Genomic DNA, 15,203 nt, shown 5'->3' on the forward strand with positions numbered 1-15,203 from the left:
GCATTTTTCGAGTTTCGCCGAGGCAGACTGCGACAAAACCGCCGATGGACAAAAAATCCCCCTCCGTTAGCTTGAAGGCCTCTCCTCGGACAGGAGAGTTCTTAAATCAACGGAGTGAAAAACATGAACCAACCACAAGCTCAAACCCAACTGCGACACGGTCGCGTCATTTCCCCTGCAAGCCGCGGCGCGGTGGCCATCGAACAAGGATTGCTCGGTGGCTGGCAGGTCAATGAAATGGAAGGCGGCAAGAACTTCCCGGCACTCGCGGCCGGTCCGTTCCCGGCGCCATTCGAGAGCGACAACCCGAGCGTCGTACCGCCGGCTGACGGCTATATTCTCAGTGGCGGCAAGAACGACGCACGTGACTGTGTGAACTTCACCGCAGAAGAAATGAGCAAGAAACTCGGGCGTCCGTTCTCCTGGCCGCTGCTCAATGTCACCCCCGGCCAAACCCTTGAGGTCAAGTGGGAGTACACCGCGCCGCACACCACCCGCGGTTACCGCTGGCTGATCACCAAGGATGGCTGGGACCCGAAACAACGCATCAGCCGAGCGCAACTGGAGGCGCAACCGTTCGCCGAGGATTTCTATCCGCAAGTGCCGTACTACAGTCATTCGGCGGAATTGAAAGCCAAGGTCAATCACGCCGTGAAACTTCCGGGCAACAAGCAGGGTCATCACGTCATCGTCCTGATGTGGATCGTCGCCAATACCGGCAACGCCTTCTATCAGGCCTTCGATGTGGACTTCAAATAAGCCCGCAACGTCAAACCCACACGTTCTGAAGGATTAGAACATGTCAAACATCGACTTCACCCTATTGAAAAACCAGGCCAGCGACGCGGCGTCGCTGATGCCGACTCTTGCCGGCAAGAAGATCCTCATGGGCTTCTGGCACAACTGGCCGGCCGGCCCGAGCGATGGTTACCAGCGCGGCCAGTTCGCCAACATCGCGCTGGAAAACGTACCGAAGGAATACAACGTGGTCGCGGTGGCCTTCATGAAGGGCAGCGGGATTCCGACCTTCAAGCCGTTCAACGTCTCTGATGCCGAGTTCCGCCGTCAGGTCGGCGTGCTCAACAGTCAGGGGCGGGCCGTGCTGATTTCCCTGGGCGGTGCCGATGCGCACATCGAGTTGCGCGCCGGTCAGGAGCAACCGCTGGCCAATGAAATCATCCGTCTGGTGGAAACCTACGGCTTCGACGGCCTGGACATCGATCTTGAACAGAGCGCGATTGATTTCGCTGCCAACAAGACCGTCCTGCCGGCCGCGCTGAAACTGGTCAAGGATCACTACGCCGGCCAAGGCAAGCACTTCATCATCAGCATGGCGCCGGAGTTTCCGTACCTGACCACCTCCGGCAAATACGTCGGTTACCTGCAGGCGCTGGAAGGCTATTACGACTTCATCGCTCCGCAGTTCTACAACCAGGGCGGCGACGGGGTCTGGGTGCCGGAAGCCAATAACGGCAACGGGGCGTGGATCGCCCAGAACAACGACGCGATGAAAGAGGACTTCCTCTATTACCTGACCGAGAGCCTGGTGACCGGCACTCGCGGGTTCACGAAGATCCCGGCGGACAAGTTCGTCATCGGCCTGCCGGCCAACGTCGATGCCGCCGCCACCGGTTACGTGATCGACAAGACCGTGGTCGGCAACGCGATGAAACGCCTGGCGGTAAAAGGACATCCGATCAAGGGCCTGATGACCTGGTCGGTGAACTGGGACAACGGCACCAGCAAGGATCGCGTGCCGTACAACTGGGAATTCAGTCGGCGTTATGGACCACTGATTCACGGGGCGCCGTCAGCGGCGCAGGGCACTGATGCCGCAACGGTGAACGTCGCTCATCAGTAGTCAGTGAAGGAAAAGCCCGGTAGCGCTGCCGGGCTTTTTTTTCGTCGGCGGTTCGCATCATTTCACCTACCATGGCCATCTTCCGATGACAAAAAAGGATCAGACGTCATGTCCAACACAGCCGAGCGGGTCAACATCGTCGATACCCAGGTGTTGTCCCACGACTGGTATCTGCTGAAGAAAATCACCTTCGACTATCACCGCAACAACGGTGACTGGCAGCGTCAGACGCGCGAGGTCTACGACCGTGGCAATGGCGCGGCGATTCTGCTGTTCAACCGCGAACAACGCACCGTGGTGCTGACCCGGCAGTTCCGCCTGCCGGTGTTCGTCAACGGTCACGACGGTTTGCTGATTGAAGTGGCGGCCGGACTGCTTGAAGGCGCGGCGCCGGAGCAGCGCATCCGCGACGAAGCAGAGGAAGAAACCGGTTACCGCGTGCATGACGTGAAGAAGGTCTTCGAGGCCTACATGAGCCCCGGCTCGGTGACCGAGAAACTGCACTTTTTCATCGCCGAGTACGATGCCTCGTCAAAGGTCAGTGAAGGGGGCGGTCTGGAAGAAGAAACCGAAGAACTGGAAGTGCTGGAGTGGCGTTTCGACGACGCGCTGGCGGCATTCCAGCGAGGCGAGATCTGCGATGCCAAGACCATCATGCTGCTGCAATACGCGGCGATGAATAACCTGTTTGGCAGTTAAAACAAGTCACCGGTTTTACCGATGTCCGACCTCTGGCCACCTTCCAGGGTCAGCAGACGCTCCTTGGCTTCGAGGCCTCCGGCAAAACCGGTCAGTTTTCCTGAGGCGCCGATGACTCGGTGGCACGGCGCAATGATCGAAATCGGATTGCGCCCGTTCGCCGCGCCGACGGCGCGCACCGCACTGGGGTGGCCGATCTGTTCGGCGATCTGGCTGTAGGTGCGGGTTTCACCAAACGGAATGGTCAACAGCGCGGCCCAGACCTTTTTCTGGAACTCGGTGCCGGCAAAGTCCAGCTCCAGATCGAACGCGTTTCGCGTTCCTGCAAAATATTCTTCCAGTTGTCGCGCGGTTTTCATCAACACCGGATTGTCCGGTGCTTCGATCATCGGTCCGAGGCGCACCCGGTTCGGTTTGTCGTTTTCCCAGAGGATGGCGGCCAGACGTGAGCCGTTCGCGACCAGCTTCAACTCGCCGACAGGCGAGGGCAGGGTGATGAACGTATAGGCCATGGGAAAAACTCCGGTACGGGGGCGAAAACTGCGCCCAGCATACTGCCGGATCGGGGAGGCGCAAACCGTAATCGCGGCCATACTGGCTGATGCTCTTGAAGCGCTTTCCTACCTTATAAAAAGAAGAGACCGACTCATGAAGTACGAACCTTTTGCCAAATCGCTGATTGCGACCTCATTGGCGCTCAGCTGCCTCATGGCCCACGCCGCCTCGGTTGCCCCGGTCGCCGCCGAAAACGGCATGGTGGTCACCGCCCAGCACCTGGCCACTCACGTGGGTGTCGACGTGTTGAAAAGTGGCGGCAACGCGGTGGATGCGGCGGTCGCCGTGGGCTATGCACTGGCGGTGGTTTACCCGGCGGCGGGCAACCTCGGTGGTGGTGGTTTCATGACCATTCAACTGGCGGACGGACGCAAGACCTTCCTCGACTTCCGCGAAAAAGCCCCGCTGGCCGCGACAGCCAACATGTACCTCGACAAGGACGGCAACGTCATTCCGGATCTGAGCACCCGTGGCCACCTCGCGGTCGGCGTTCCGGGCACTGTGTCCGGCATGGAGCTGGCGCTGAGCAAGTACGGCACCAAGCCGCGCAAGGAAATGATTGCCCCGGCCATCAAGCTGGCCGAAGACGGTTTTGCGCTGGAACAGGGTGACGTCGAGCTGCTGGAATACGCCACTGACGTGTTCAAGAAAGACATCAAGGATTCCGGTGCGATCTTCCTGAGCAACGGCGAACCGATGCAGGTCGGGCAGAAACTGGTGCAGAACGACCTGGGCAAGACCCTGCGCACCATTTCCGAAAAAGGCGCCGACGGTTTCTATAAAGGCTGGGTGGCCGACGCCATCGTCACCTCCAGCCAGGCCAACAAGGGCATCATCACCCAGGCCGACCTCGACAAATACAAGACCCGCGAACTGGCCCCGGTGGAGTGCGACTATCGCGGCTATCACGTTGTGTCCGCACCGCCGCCAAGCTCCGGCGGGGTGGTGATCTGCCAGATCATGAACATCCTCGAAGGCTATCCGATGAAGGATCTGGGCTTCCATTCGGCCCAGGGCATGCACTACCAGATCGAAGCAATGCGCCACGCGTACGTGGATCGCAACAGCTATCTTGGCGACCCGGATTTCGTGAAGAACCCGATCGAGCACCTGCTGGACAAGAACTACGCGACCAAGCTGCGTAACGCGATCCAGCCGCAGAAGGCCGGTGTGTCGGCAGAACTCAAACCCGGCGTCGCCCCCCATGAGGGCAGCAACACCACGCACTATTCGATCGTCGACAAATGGGGCAACGCGGTCTCGGTCACCTACACCCTCAACGACTGGTTCGGTGCGGGCGTGATGGCGAGCAAGACCGGGGTGATTCTCAACGATGAAATGGACGACTTCACCTCCAAGGTCGGCGTGCCGAACATGTACGGCCTGGTGCAGGGCGAAGCCAACGCCATCGCTCCCGGCAAGGCACCGCTGTCCTCGATGAGCCCGACCATTGTCACCAAGGACGGCAAGGTGGTGATGGTGGTCGGTACGCCGGGCGGCAGTCGCATCATCACCGCGACCCTGCTGACCATGCTCAACGTCATCGACTACGGCATGGGCCTGCAGGAAGCGGTCGATGCGCCACGCTTCCACCAGCAGTGGATGCCGGAGGAAACCAACCTCGAAGACTTCGCCGCGAGCCCCGACACGAAGAAGATTCTCGAGAGCTGGGGCCACAAGTTCGCGGGCCCGCAGGACGCCAACCACATCGCCGCGATTCTGGTCGGTACACCGTCGTTGGGTGGCAAACCGGTCGGCAAGAACCGTTTCTACGGCGCCAACGATCCACGGCGCAACACCGGGTTGTCATTGGGTTACTGAGCAGAGTAAAAAGGGGGCGGGCACATGTCCGCCCCTGTCTCAAGGACCGATCAAGGAAGGCTCACCATGACCACCGCATTGCTGATCATCGATGTCCAGCGCACCCTGTGCACAGGCGAATACGAGTGCCACGACATCAAACGGGTGATCGATACCATCAACGGCCTCAGCGCCCGCGCGCGCCAGTCGGGTGTGCCGGTGGTGCTGATCCAGCACAACGAAAAGGACAGCCCGCTCGCCCACGGTGCCGAAGGCTGGCAACTGGCTGACGGCCTGGCCACCGCGCCCGGCGATCTGCGCGTCGACAAGACCGCCAACGACTCGTTCTACCAGACCAACCTGCAGAAACTGATCCCCCGGGAAGACTTCGACCGCCTGGTGATCTGCGGCCTGCAAACCGATTACTGCGTCAACGCCACCGTGCGCCAGGCCCATCAACTGGGCTACGACGTGGAACTGGCGGCCGATGCGCACTCCACCGTCGACAACGGCAACATGAGCGCCGAAGACATCATCGCCGAACACAACAAGGACTGGGCGCACCTGACCGGTTCCGTGGCGCGGATCGATGTGAAGCCGGCGGCCGGGATCACATTCTGACTCTTTCTTGCGCAAGAGCCCGGTTGTCCGCCAGCAACCAGTGAAAAATCCAGAGCATCGACAGCCCGGGCCCGGCATACTGCCGCCGCCTCAGGAATGGAATCTGTCGATGCTCGCTTTCAATCTCCGTCACGCCTTGCTGCTGACCTCTCTCGTATTTGCTACCTCCTCGCACGCTGCCAGTTTCGACTGTGCTGGCGCTTCCAGCCCGGTTGAAAAAGCCGTTTGTGCGGATCCGTATACCTCGAGTCTCGATGAAAAACTCGGGGCGCTCTGGCGGACAGCGGTGGTGCAGGTTGCTGATCCGCAAGCGCTCAAGGCTGATCAGCGTTCATGGTTGAAACAACGCAATCAATGTGCCGCCAATAGCTCCTGCCTGCGCCGTGAATATTTGATGCGTCTGAAAGCGCTTGAATACGTGGCCAAGCCTTTCAGCTGGGATGCCACCTGGCAGATGATTCCGTGGGGCGTTTCATCGGCGGCAGAAGTCACAACCAAGCGGGTGGACGCCACGCATATTGCCTTTGATGTTTCTGCGTCAAATGGTGGCAACTCTGGTGACATGGAGGGTGTGGCCACAATTGACGGTGCCGTAGCGCATTTCGCTGAAGGCAACTGCACCCTGAAGTTCAGCGCGCTCAACGGTTTGCTGGATGTGGATTCCGATGGAGGTGAGGGGGCTTGTGGTGGCGGGATGGGCGTTTACTACGATGGAAGGTATGTGGCATCTGACCAACCGATCGCGATTGAATACGACTTGCTGAGCCTTGGCGTTGTACGTACGCAGCAAGAAGATCAGGCATTACGCACGTTGCTAAAAAATGACTATCAGACGCTGCTGCAAAATAGTGGCTCAATGGCAGCCGGCGAGACCTCTGGTGATGTGCCGGGGGGGCAGGTCAATGAGTTCTGGCTGCGAGGCCTGGCTTCCAGCAACGCGGCGATTCTAATGAGCGCGCCGGGCGGCCGAGTTTGGCTGGTGTTATTGGTTTTCGATGAGCAACGCAAAGTCAGGGCGCGGTATTACACCAACGTTCCCAAATGGAAAAAGCGGGTGCCTGATGTCCTGCTGGCATGGCGTGAACGTTTGGCGGGGGATGCGACACTACCTCTGGACCTGATGCCCTGACTCTCCCGTTCAGGTCGCAAACATCAACCTGCGAACATCACTCACCGGCTCGGACACCGCACCGCTCAACACCAACCGCGTAATCGTCTCCGCCGCCACCGCATAATCCTCATCCTGCGGCACCTCCCGTCCGGTGATGCGCCCCATCTGCCAGCCAATGTTTGTGTAGGTGCGCGTCGCCGACCAGATGAACAACATCAAGTGCTCGGGATCCACCGGCGCCAGCAGCCCGCGGTCGATCCAGCTGCGCAGGCACTCGACATTGCGCCGTGCCTCACCGTGCAGCAGGTCGCGGCATTCGTCGGGCAACTGGCGGCCACCGAGCAGCAACTCTCCGCTGAAAACCTTGGCGATCGCCGGGTGCTCGCGGGCGATGCGGATGCGGGCGGCGACGTAGGCGCGCAGGCCGATCAGTGGGTCGTCGCTTTCGCGCAGCACCGCCGAGGCTTCCAGCAACGGTTCGACGAAGCCGAGCAGCACTTTGCCGTAGAGGTTTTCCTTGCTCTGGAAGTAGTAATAAAGATTGGCCTTGGGCACACCGGCGCGGGCGGCGATGTCGCGGGTCTGGGTCGCGTCGAAGCCGTTGGCGGCGAATTCTTCACTGGCGGCGGCCAGGATCAGTTGCTGGTTGCGTTCGCGGATGCTGCTCATGGACGGCATGGAGGGTCTGGCCATTTCGGGCTCGCAATATACAAAACTATATAGCGAATAAGCCAGCGAACTCGCTCCTCAGCGCTATGCTGGTTTCAATTTCAGTTACATCAGGAAAATCACAATGACCCTTCAGGCACTGCGCGCCACGACGATTCACCTCGACGCGGTGGCGAAGCTGTTCGACGGCTATCGCGGTTTCTATGGCCAGCCATCGAATCTCGAGCAATCACGGACCTTCATCGCCGAACGCATGGCCGGCAATGAATCGGCGATTTTTCTGGTTGAGGATGAAAGCGGCGAAGCGCTGGGATTCGTGCAGTTGTACCCGACGTTTTCTTCGATAGACGCCCATCGCACATGGCTGCTCAGCGATCTGTTCACTACGCCGGCCGCCCGTGGTCGTGGGGTCGGGCGATTATTGATGAACACCGCCCGCGACTTTGCCGTCGAAACCGGCGCCAAGGGCCTGGTGCTGGAAACCGCCACCGACAATTTCACCGCCCAGGGATTGTACGAATCACTCGGCTGGGTGCGCGATACGGGCTACTACACGTACACCCTCGATTTGCGCCAAAGCTGAGTCGGCGCGAACTTTTTCACGGTTTTCCCGAATCAGGTCTTTTCCCGGACGTAGACGATCACTAGAATCCGCCCCGGCGCTCCGCAATGGAGGCTCTTTGATATCACTTTAGGGACGACATCATGCAATTCGGGAAAATCCTTGCGCTGGGTCTGGTGCTCGCGCTGGGCGGCTGTGCCAGTTTCACCAAGGACGAAGTGGCCCCGGTCACGCTGCCATCGATGGCCAGCTACGCCAACAAGCCAAACGTCTATGTCGATTTCGACTTTTACCAGGGCGAGCCGAAAAGCGCTTCAGCCGTGGAAATGCCACAAGCTCGTGACATGCTCAAACCGCAACTGCAAACCGTCCTGAAGGATTCCGGTTTGTTCGGTCGTGTCACCTTCGACAAGTTCGAGAAGCAGCCCGGTGACTACAGCCTGCGCCTGAAAATGTACAACCATCCACCGAATGGCGGTCAGATGGTGCTGGCGTTCATCAGTGGTCTGAGCATGACGATCATCCCGGCCTATGCCACCGACCAGTACACCATGAGCCTGGAAACCCTCGATCAGCAAGGTCAGCCGCTGTCCACCGCGAGTAACCACGACGCGGTCGGCACCTGGATGGGCATCTGGTTCCTTCCGCTGGCGTTCAATACACCGAAAGCAGCAGTGACCGATACGTTCACTCGGCAGGTCAATGCGTTGCTCAAGGAATGGGCCGACAGCAACCGTCCGAAATATTCGGGTATCTGACTCACTCCAGCAGCAAAAAAAAGAGCCGCAATCGCGGCTCTTTTTTTTGCCCTTACTTCAGGGCCTGAATGAACTGTGGATCGCTGTACAGATTCTTCAGCAAGTCCTGCAGCATCGGGTTGTAAGCGTTGGTCGCGTTGGGAATCGCGATAACACCGAAAAAGCTGCTGTCCCACTGATGGCTGACATCTTTGGTGGCGTCGTACACCACATCGTTGCCATTGCGCAGGGTGAAGCGCGCAGCGATGGTGCCGTCACCTGTGCCCATACCGGCGTTCAACTGGTTCTTCACCACCAGCACTTGCAGATGACGGGTCGCCTGCGGGTCGAGCAGACCGGCCTTGCGCAGTTCTTCGGTGATCGCGTCCTGGATATGCGCCGGGATGCTGCCTGTCGGCGACTTGATCGGGTTGGCGCGGACCATCAACGAGCCTTCACCCGACTCGGCGGTAACCTGTGGATTGCTGATCGCGTGCAGCGGCGGGGTTTGCTTGAGCTTCTGAACGTTGTCGAAGCTTGGCTCGTAACGGGTCATGGTCATGCCACAGCCTTGCAGGAGCAGAGCAAACAGCGGGACCAACAGCAGCGATTTTTTCACGGCAGTTCCTTGCGCGTTGAGAAGGGGGGCGAATTATGGGCAGAGTGCCATCATTGGGCAACTCTGTTTGCCGTCCATCATTCACGTTGACGCAACAAACCCTCGATCTGCGCCAGCTCCCAGGTACTCAGCAGACTGACCGGGTCGGTGCCGAAACGCTGCCGGGTGTCGAGCGTCCACTCGCGACCGTCCGGGCAAAGACAATCAGCGCAGTGATGCAAGCGCCGGCCGTCGAAGTCCAGGTGCAAACGCCAGCCTTCGATGTCGACCGCAACCCGATCCGCTCGCGCGTCCATCACCCGCAAGGCACACACGCCCAACGCGGCATCGCGCAAGCGCTGGCACACTTCGCGGCTGGTCAGTTCGGTCGACATCCGGTGCTCCAATGGCTTAAAACAGCGCGCCAGCATAGAGCGAACGCCAACGGTTGTCAGCGATCACTGGCCCACGCCGGCGCATTTGCGTAGCATCTGCAACCCTCTTTTTCCGCGGCGCTCTTTTGCGCAAATGCATGCGGCCGCGCCCGTCGGCCGCTCTGTCAGGTAAGCCATGAAACCGATTCGTCTGCGCGCCGATGTCCTGGCCGGACTCACCACCTCGTTTGCCCTGTTGCCCGAATGCATTGCGTTTGCGCTGGTGGCTCACCTCAACCCCCTGATGGGCCTGTACGGCGCCTTCATCATTTGCACGCTGACTGCGTTGTTCGGTGGCCGACCGGGCATGGTCTCCGGCGCGGCCGGTTCGATGGCGGTGGTGATCGTCGCGCTGGTGGTGCAACACGGCGTGCAGTACCTGCTGGCGACGGTGTTGCTCGGCGGCTTGATCATGATGGCGTTCGGGCTGTTGCGGCTGGGCAAACTGGTGCGCATGGTGCCGCACCCGGTGATGCTCGGGTTCGTCAACGGTCTGGCGATCATCATCGCGCTGGCGCAACTGGAGCATTTCAAGAGCGGTGAACAGTGGCTCAGCGGCACGCCGCTGTACCTGATGACCGGGCTGGTGCTGCTGACCATGGCCATCGTCTACATCCTGCCGCGCCTGACCCGCGCCGTGCCGCCGGCGCTGGTGGCGATCCTCGGCGTCGGATTGCTGGTCTACCTGTTCGGCCTGCCAACCCGCACCCTCGGCGACATGGCGCACATCGCCGGCGGCCTGCCGACGTTCGCGCTGCCGGACATCCCGTGGACGCTGGACACCCTGCGCATCATCGCGCCCTACGCGATTCTGATGGCGTTGGTCGGCCTGCTGGAAACCCTGCTGACCCTCAATCTCACCGACGAAATCACCGAAACCCGTGGCTATCCGGATCGCGAATGCGTGGCGCTGGGCGCGGCGAACGTGGTTTCCGGTGCGTTCGGCGGCATGGGTGGTTGCGCCATGATCGGACAGACCGTGATCAACCTGAGTTCCGGCGGGCGCGGGCGTTTGTCCGGGGTAGTGGCCGGGGTTTTGATTCTGCTGTTCATTCTGTTTCTGTCGCCGCTGATCGAGCGGATTCCGCTGGCGGCGCTGGTGGGAGTGATGTTCGTGGTGTCGCAGCAGACCTTTGCCTGGGCTTCGCTGCGGGTGCTGAACAAAGTGCCGCTCAACGATGTGCTGGTGATCATCGCGGTAACCACCATCACCGTGTTTACTGATCTGGCCACGGCCGTGCTGTGCGGGATCATCATCGCCGCGCTGAATTTTGCCTGGCAGCAAGCGCGCGAACTGTACGCCGATGAGCATATGGAAGCGGACGGCAGCAAACTCTATCGCCTGCACGGCACGCTGTTCTTTGCCTCGACCACACCGTTCCTCAATCAATTCGACCCGGCCAGTGACCCGCAACGGGTGACGCTGGATTGCCGGCACCTGAGCTTTGTCGATTACTCGGCCATCGCCGCGCTGAAAACCTTGCGCGAACGCTACGCCAAGGCCGGCAAGCAGTTGCAGGTGTTTCACCTGTCCGAGCGCTGCAAGAAGTTGTTGAAACGCGCCGGGGTCGATCACGACTGACGCGTCCGACGCAGTACAAAATTCAATGTGGGAGCGAGCTTGCTCGCGATAGCGGAGTATCAATCGACAAAGATGCTGACTGATCCACCGCCATCGCGAGCAAGCTCGCTCCCACTGTTTTTTGCATTACGCTGGATTTTCGATTGCGGGGAAGTCGATGTCGGTCAGCGCCACGTTGTTCAGGTAGTTGGTCAGGGTTTGCGCGGCGACGACGGCGATCACTTCGATGATCTTCTTGTCGTCGATGCCGGCGGCGCGGGCGGCGGCGATCTGCTCATCGCTCAGATGACCACGGGTTTCGGTCAGTTGATGGGCGAGGGTGGCAAAAGCATTCAGCCGACCGTGACGCGCTTCGATGATTTCTTCTGCAGCCAGCCCGGCCTTGCTGGCGAACAGGGTGTGCGCCGCCAGGCAATAGTCGCAACCGTTGACCTGCGAGGTGGCCAGATACACCGCCTCTTTTTCCTTGGCGCTCAGTGAAGTCTTGCCCAATGTGGCGGAGATTTGCACGTAGGCATCCAGCGCAACGGGCGCAGTGGCCAGGGTCGTGAACAGGTTCGGCAGGAAACCGATTTTTTTCTGCACGCCTTCAAGTGTCGGGCGAGTGGCGTCGGTAGCGGTTTCGAGGCTGAGAGGGGCGATGCGGCTCATGGTGATTCTCCGAAAGTCCGGTGCAAAGTGCGCCGGGGATGGAGTGAATGCTACGGAGCGCGACTGGTGCTTTGGGTGCAAATCGTCGAGGATATGCGACAGATCGTCCAAACCTGTCCTTGCGAAAATCAGTCATGGATCGCCTTTCTACGTTGCTCAGCCATTTCGGCGTCAATGCCGGCACCTTTCACAGCGGCACGTTCTGCGGGGTGAGCGCCTACGGCGGCGATCAGGTGTGCGGGCATGTGCACCTGTTGCAGGCGGGGGAGTTGTTGCTCAAACCGGGTAATGATCCCGAAATCTCACTCAACGAACCGACCCTGATCTTTTTCCCGCGCCCCATGGCCCATCGCTTGTTCGCCAACGAAGCCATGGGCACGCAACTGGTGTGCGCTTCTCTGACCTTCGACGGCGGCGCGGGCAATGCTTTGGCGGCGGCGCTGCCGGATTATCTGGTGCTGAAACTCGCCGACCTTCCGGAAATGACCAACACCCTGGAGTGGCTGTTCAAGGAAGCCTTCGATGGGCACTGCGGGCGCGAAGCGGTGATGGATCGGCTGTTCGAATTGCTGGTGATTCTGCTGCTGCGCCACCTCATCAGCAGCCGAAACCAACAGCCGGGGATGATGGCGGGGCTAGCCGATCCGAAGATTTCCCGAGCCTTGAACCTGATGCACGACCAACCGGCCAAGGCCTGGAGCGTCGCTGAACTGGCGAGCGCCGCCAACCTGTCCCGCGCCGGTTTCGCCGAACACTTCCGGCGGGTGGTGGGGCAGACGCCGGTGGATTATCTGGTGAGCTGGCGGATCAGCCTCGCGCAAAAACGCCTGCGCGAGGGACGGCCGATTGCCCTGATCGCCGAAGAGGTCGGTTATGAAAGCCCTTCGGCGCTGGCCCGGGCGTTTCGGCGTAAGACCGGGCTCAGCCCGCGAGAATGGAAATCCGGTGCGAGCTGAAAACTATTTGGCGAATTTCTTCGCCCCGGCCACGCACAGGATCACCCCCAGGGTGACCACGAGCATGCCGACGCTGACATGTTCATGCAGCAAGGTCGCGGCCAGTGCCAGGCCAAAAAACGGTTGCAGCAATTGCAGCTGCCCGACCGCCGCAATCCCGCCCTGAGCCAGCCCGCGATACCAGAACACGAAACCGATCAGCATGCTGAACAGCGAAACGTACGCCAGACACACCCACGCCGACACACTGATACCGCTGAACGAGGCGGGCGCCAGCCACACGCTCAGCACGGCCATCACCGGCAGCGACAGCACCAGCGCCCAACAGATCACCTGCCAGCCGCCGAGGGTGCGCGACAGTTTTGCGCCTTCGGCGTAACCGAGGCCGCAGGCGAGAATCGCCGCCAGCATTAGCAGATCGCCAGTGGGCGAGGCGGTCAGGCCTTGCGAGATAGCGAAGCCGACCACCAGCGAACTGCCCAGCACCGAAAAAATCCAGAACACCGGACGCGGCCGTTCACCGCCGCGCAACACGCCGAAAATCGCCGTCGCCAGCGGCAGCAATCCTACAAACACAATGGAATGCGCTGACGTCACGTATTGCAGCGCCAAAGCCGTCAACAACGGAAAACCCACAACCACGCCCAGCGCGACGATCAGCAACGACAACCACTGATCCCGCGCCGGACGCCGTTCGCGAAACAACCACAGCAAGCACAACGCCAGGGCGCCGGCGATGGTCGCGCGGATGACGGTGAGAAATACCGGGTCGAATTCCAGCACCGCCAGCCGCGTGGCCGGCAGCGAGCCGCTGAAGATCACAACGCCGATGAAGCCATTGATCCAGCCGCTGGTTTTTTCCAGGGCCGGGGTGCCGAGTTGGGTGGTTCGTTCCATACGCGTTGCGCTCAGAGGTGGGTTGCGTTGAAGCAATCCTAGGGACGAGAATCAGGACAATCAAAGAATTGTCATGGATACAGCCCGACATGCCGCGCTCCCGTTACAAGACCCTCGTCGACGCCTATGCCGCCGACATTCGCGAAGGCCGACTGCTGCCCGGCACGCGTTTGCCGACCCACCGGCAACTGGCGGCCAGCGAAGGGCTGGCGCTGGTCACGGCTTCGCGGGTGTACGCCGAGCTTGAGGCCATGGGGCTGGTCAGCGGCGAAGCCGGGCGCGGCACGTTTGTGCGGGAAACGTCGTTGTTGCCGGGGCAGGGCATCGACCAGAAAGACGTCGCGGTCGGCATGACCGACCTCAACTTCAACTACCCGTCATTGCCGGGGCAGGCCGAGCTGCTGCGCACCGCGTTGCGGCAACTCGCGTTGTCCGGCGACCTTGAAGCGCTGCTGCGTTATCAGCCCCACGCCGGTCGCCAGCATGAGCGGGCCTCGGTGGCGCGGCATCTGCAAATGCGGGGTTTGAGTGTCGAGGCCGAGCAGGTGCTGATCGTCAACGGCGCCCAGCAAGGGCTGGCGGTGACGCTGATGGCGCTACTCAAGCCCGGCGATGTGATCGCTGCCGACGCGTTGACCTATTCGGGATTCAAAGTGCTGGCCGAAGCGCTGCACCTGGAAGTGGTGGCGATTCCCGTCAATGAGCAGGGCCCCGATCTGGCGGCCTTAGACAAACTCTGCCGCCAACGCCCGGTGCGTGCGGTTTACAGCATGCCGACCCTGCACAACCCACTGGGCTGGGTGATGCCTTTGGAGCAACGTGAGGATTTGATCGAGATTGCCCGCCGGCATGATCTGACGATCATCGAGGATGCGGCCTACGCCTTTCTGGTCGATAACCCACCACCGCCGTTGGCCGATCTGGCGCCGGAACGCACGGTCTACGTGTCGGGCCTGTCGAAAAACATCGCCACCGGCCTGCGTGTCGGCTTCATCGCCGCGCCGGTCGAGCAGGTGGCGGCGCTGGAGCGGATCATCCGCGCGACCACCTGGAACACCCCCGGCGTGATGACCGCCATCGCCTGCGGCTGGCTCGACGACGGCACCGTCACCTTGCTCGAAGCACAAAAGCGCAGCGACGCCCGGGCCCGGCAAGCTCTGGCTACGCAGATTCTGGAAGGCCTCCCAACCGTGGGCCATTCCTCTTCATATTTCCTTTGGTTGCCGCTGCCGGAAGATGTGCGGGCCGACCACATCGTGGTCGAATTGATGCAGGAACAGGTTTCCGTTACCACCGCCGAACCTTTCACCGTGTCTACCCATGTGCCCCACGCGATTCGTCTGGCGCTGGGCTCGGTGGACATGCTTGTCCTGCGTCAAGCCTTGCTCAAAGTCCGTCAGGTCGTGGGCGCCTACCTGTAGCGCAACTGGCCGCGCGCGATTACCCTTGGCGCCGCCGACGATCTGGAAA

16 protein-coding genes and 1 pseudogene are annotated in these 15,203 nt (G+C 60.7%); 11 read left to right on the forward strand and 6 right to left on the reverse strand.

The features are described from left to right. Positions 1-123: 123 nt before the first annotated feature. From CAF90_RS00110 to CAF90_RS00120, 3 genes and pseudogenes are all read left to right on the forward strand, one after another. Positions 124-759, forward strand: coding sequence for a lytic polysaccharide monooxygenase auxiliary activity family 9 protein (locus CAF90_RS00110; RefSeq protein WP_085602550.1), 636 nt, complete (start codon positions 124-126; stop codon positions 757-759). Between the two features lie 40 nt (positions 760-799). Next, positions 800-1,825, forward strand: a pseudogene (locus tag CAF90_RS00115) (chitinase); the annotation flags it as partial. Positions 1,826-1,969: 144 nt separating this feature from the next. Beyond that, a complete protein-coding gene (locus tag CAF90_RS00120) occupies positions 1,970-2,560 on the forward strand; it encodes an NUDIX domain-containing protein (RefSeq protein WP_074688922.1) in 591 nt (196 codons plus the stop codon). Here CAF90_RS00120 and CAF90_RS00125 read toward each other — a convergent pair. Then, on the reverse strand, positions 2,557-3,072 hold the full coding sequence (locus CAF90_RS00125; protein ID WP_085602553.1) for a methylated-DNA--[protein]-cysteine S-methyltransferase: 516 nt from the start codon (positions 3,070-3,072) through the stop codon (positions 2,557-2,559). The genes CAF90_RS00120 and CAF90_RS00125 overlap by 4 nt on opposite strands. Before the next feature lie 136 nt (positions 3,073-3,208). On the opposite strand from CAF90_RS00125, the gene ggt reads away from it, so the two are divergent. From ggt to CAF90_RS00140, 3 genes are all read left to right on the forward strand, one after another. Beyond that, positions 3,209-4,936, forward strand: coding sequence for a gamma-glutamyltransferase (gene ggt / locus CAF90_RS00130; RefSeq protein WP_085602555.1), 1,728 nt, complete (start codon positions 3,209-3,211; stop codon positions 4,934-4,936). 66 nt (positions 4,937-5,002) lie between these two features. After that, a complete protein-coding gene (locus tag CAF90_RS00135; RefSeq protein WP_085602557.1) occupies positions 5,003-5,536 on the forward strand; it encodes a cysteine hydrolase family protein in 534 nt (177 codons plus the stop codon). A 109-nt stretch (positions 5,537-5,645) separates the two neighbouring features. Beyond that, the gene (locus CAF90_RS00140) at positions 5,646-6,665 is read left to right on the forward strand and encodes a lysozyme inhibitor LprI family protein (protein WP_085602559.1); all 1,020 of its coding nucleotides are present in this window, start codon (positions 5,646-5,648) and stop codon (positions 6,663-6,665) included. Between the two features lie 9 nt (positions 6,666-6,674). Here the strand turns inward: CAF90_RS00140 and CAF90_RS00145 are convergent, their stop codons facing one another. Continuing rightward, positions 6,675-7,316 carry a TetR/AcrR family transcriptional regulator gene (locus tag CAF90_RS00145; RefSeq protein ID WP_041475350.1) on the reverse strand — a complete coding sequence of 214 codons (642 nt, stop codon included), beginning with the start codon at positions 7,314-7,316 and terminating at the stop codon, positions 6,675-6,677. Positions 7,317-7,440: 124 nt separating this feature from the next. Here CAF90_RS00145 and CAF90_RS00150 point away from each other — a divergent pair, with 124 nt between their 5' ends. Together CAF90_RS00150 and CAF90_RS00155 are read left to right on the forward strand one after the other, a co-directional pair. Further along, positions 7,441-7,899, forward strand: coding sequence for a GNAT family N-acetyltransferase (locus CAF90_RS00150; protein ID WP_085602561.1), 459 nt, complete (start codon positions 7,441-7,443; stop codon positions 7,897-7,899). A gap of 122 nt (positions 7,900-8,021) precedes the next feature. Then, on the forward strand, positions 8,022-8,636 hold the full coding sequence (locus CAF90_RS00155; RefSeq protein ID WP_085602563.1) for a hypothetical protein: 615 nt from the start codon (positions 8,022-8,024) through the stop codon (positions 8,634-8,636). A gap of 52 nt (positions 8,637-8,688) precedes the next feature. Here CAF90_RS00155 and CAF90_RS00160 read toward each other — a convergent pair whose 3' ends face one another. Next, entirely contained in the window at positions 8,689-9,234 is a 546-nt protein-coding gene (locus CAF90_RS00160) for a hypothetical protein (RefSeq protein WP_085602565.1), read from the reverse strand. Between the two features lie 77 nt (positions 9,235-9,311). Then, on the reverse strand, positions 9,312-9,608 hold the full coding sequence (locus CAF90_RS00165; RefSeq protein ID WP_085602567.1) for a hypothetical protein: 297 nt from the start codon (positions 9,606-9,608) through the stop codon (positions 9,312-9,314). Positions 9,609-9,783: 175 nt separating this feature from the next. Here CAF90_RS00165 and CAF90_RS00170 point away from each other — a divergent pair, with 175 nt between their 5' ends. Next, a complete protein-coding gene (locus CAF90_RS00170; protein WP_085602569.1) occupies positions 9,784-11,229 on the forward strand; it encodes a SulP family inorganic anion transporter in 1,446 nt (481 codons plus the stop codon). Positions 11,230-11,355: 126 nt separating this feature from the next. Here CAF90_RS00170 and CAF90_RS00175 read toward each other — a convergent pair whose 3' ends face one another. Next, positions 11,356-11,880 carry a carboxymuconolactone decarboxylase family protein gene (locus CAF90_RS00175; RefSeq protein ID WP_085602571.1) on the reverse strand — a complete coding sequence of 175 codons (525 nt, stop codon included), beginning with the start codon at positions 11,878-11,880 and terminating at the stop codon, positions 11,356-11,358. Between the two features lie 134 nt (positions 11,881-12,014). Between CAF90_RS00175 and CAF90_RS00180 the strand changes: the two genes are divergently transcribed. Then, positions 12,015-12,836 (forward strand): AraC family transcriptional regulator, encoded by an 822-nt coding sequence (locus CAF90_RS00180; protein WP_085602574.1) that lies wholly within the window; start codon positions 12,015-12,017, stop codon positions 12,834-12,836. 3 nt (positions 12,837-12,839) lie between these two features. On the opposite strand, the gene CAF90_RS00185 is transcribed toward CAF90_RS00180, so the two are convergent. Continuing rightward, complete coding sequence (locus CAF90_RS00185; RefSeq protein WP_085602576.1) at positions 12,840-13,733, reverse strand: DMT family transporter; 894 nt, start codon at positions 13,731-13,733, stop codon at positions 12,840-12,842. A gap of 89 nt (positions 13,734-13,822) precedes the next feature. Between CAF90_RS00185 and CAF90_RS00190 the strand changes: the two genes are divergently transcribed. Beyond that, entirely contained in the window at positions 13,823-15,154 is a 1,332-nt protein-coding gene (locus CAF90_RS00190; RefSeq protein ID WP_085602578.1) for a PLP-dependent aminotransferase family protein, read from the forward strand. Positions 15,155-15,203 lie beyond the last annotated feature (49 nt).

It is taken from the genome of Pseudomonas sp. B37(2017) (assembly GCF_002112885.1).
Taxonomy (GTDB): domain Bacteria; phylum Pseudomonadota; class Gammaproteobacteria; order Pseudomonadales; family Pseudomonadaceae; genus Aquipseudomonas; species Aquipseudomonas paraglycinae.

Bases quoted from the DNA above. Each gene is read 5' to 3' on its own strand.
- CAF90_RS00110 (WP_085602550.1), top strand. From the start codon at position 124: ATGAACCAACCACAAGCTCAAACCCAACTGCGACACGGTCGCGTCATT.
- CAF90_RS00120 (WP_074688922.1), top strand. From the start codon at position 1,970: ATGTCCAACACAGCCGAGCGGGTCAACATCGTCGATACCCAGGTGTTG.
- CAF90_RS00125 (WP_085602553.1), bottom strand. From the start codon at position 3,072: ATGGCCTATACGTTCATCACCCTGCCCTCGCCTGTCGGCGAGTTGAAG.
- ggt (WP_085602555.1), top strand. From the start codon at position 3,209: ATGAAGTACGAACCTTTTGCCAAATCGCTGATTGCGACCTCATTGGCG.
- CAF90_RS00135 (WP_085602557.1), top strand. From the start codon at position 5,003: ATGACCACCGCATTGCTGATCATCGATGTCCAGCGCACCCTGTGCACA.
- CAF90_RS00140 (WP_085602559.1), top strand. From the start codon at position 5,646: ATGCTCGCTTTCAATCTCCGTCACGCCTTGCTGCTGACCTCTCTCGTA.
- CAF90_RS00145 (WP_041475350.1), bottom strand. From the start codon at position 7,316: ATGAGCAGCATCCGCGAACGCAACCAGCAACTGATCCTGGCCGCCGCC.
- CAF90_RS00150 (WP_085602561.1), top strand. From the start codon at position 7,441: ATGACCCTTCAGGCACTGCGCGCCACGACGATTCACCTCGACGCGGTG.
- CAF90_RS00155 (WP_085602563.1), top strand. From the start codon at position 8,022: ATGCAATTCGGGAAAATCCTTGCGCTGGGTCTGGTGCTCGCGCTGGGC.
- CAF90_RS00165 (WP_085602567.1), bottom strand. From the start codon at position 9,608: ATGTCGACCGAACTGACCAGCCGCGAAGTGTGCCAGCGCTTGCGCGAT.
- CAF90_RS00170 (WP_085602569.1), top strand. From the start codon at position 9,784: ATGAAACCGATTCGTCTGCGCGCCGATGTCCTGGCCGGACTCACCACC.
- CAF90_RS00175 (WP_085602571.1), bottom strand. From the start codon at position 11,880: ATGAGCCGCATCGCCCCTCTCAGCCTCGAAACCGCTACCGACGCCACT.
- CAF90_RS00180 (WP_085602574.1), top strand. From the start codon at position 12,015: ATGGATCGCCTTTCTACGTTGCTCAGCCATTTCGGCGTCAATGCCGGC.
- CAF90_RS00185 (WP_085602576.1), bottom strand. From the start codon at position 13,733: ATGGAACGAACCACCCAACTCGGCACCCCGGCCCTGGAAAAAACCAGC.
- CAF90_RS00190 (WP_085602578.1), top strand. From the start codon at position 13,823: ATGCCGCGCTCCCGTTACAAGACCCTCGTCGACGCCTATGCCGCCGAC.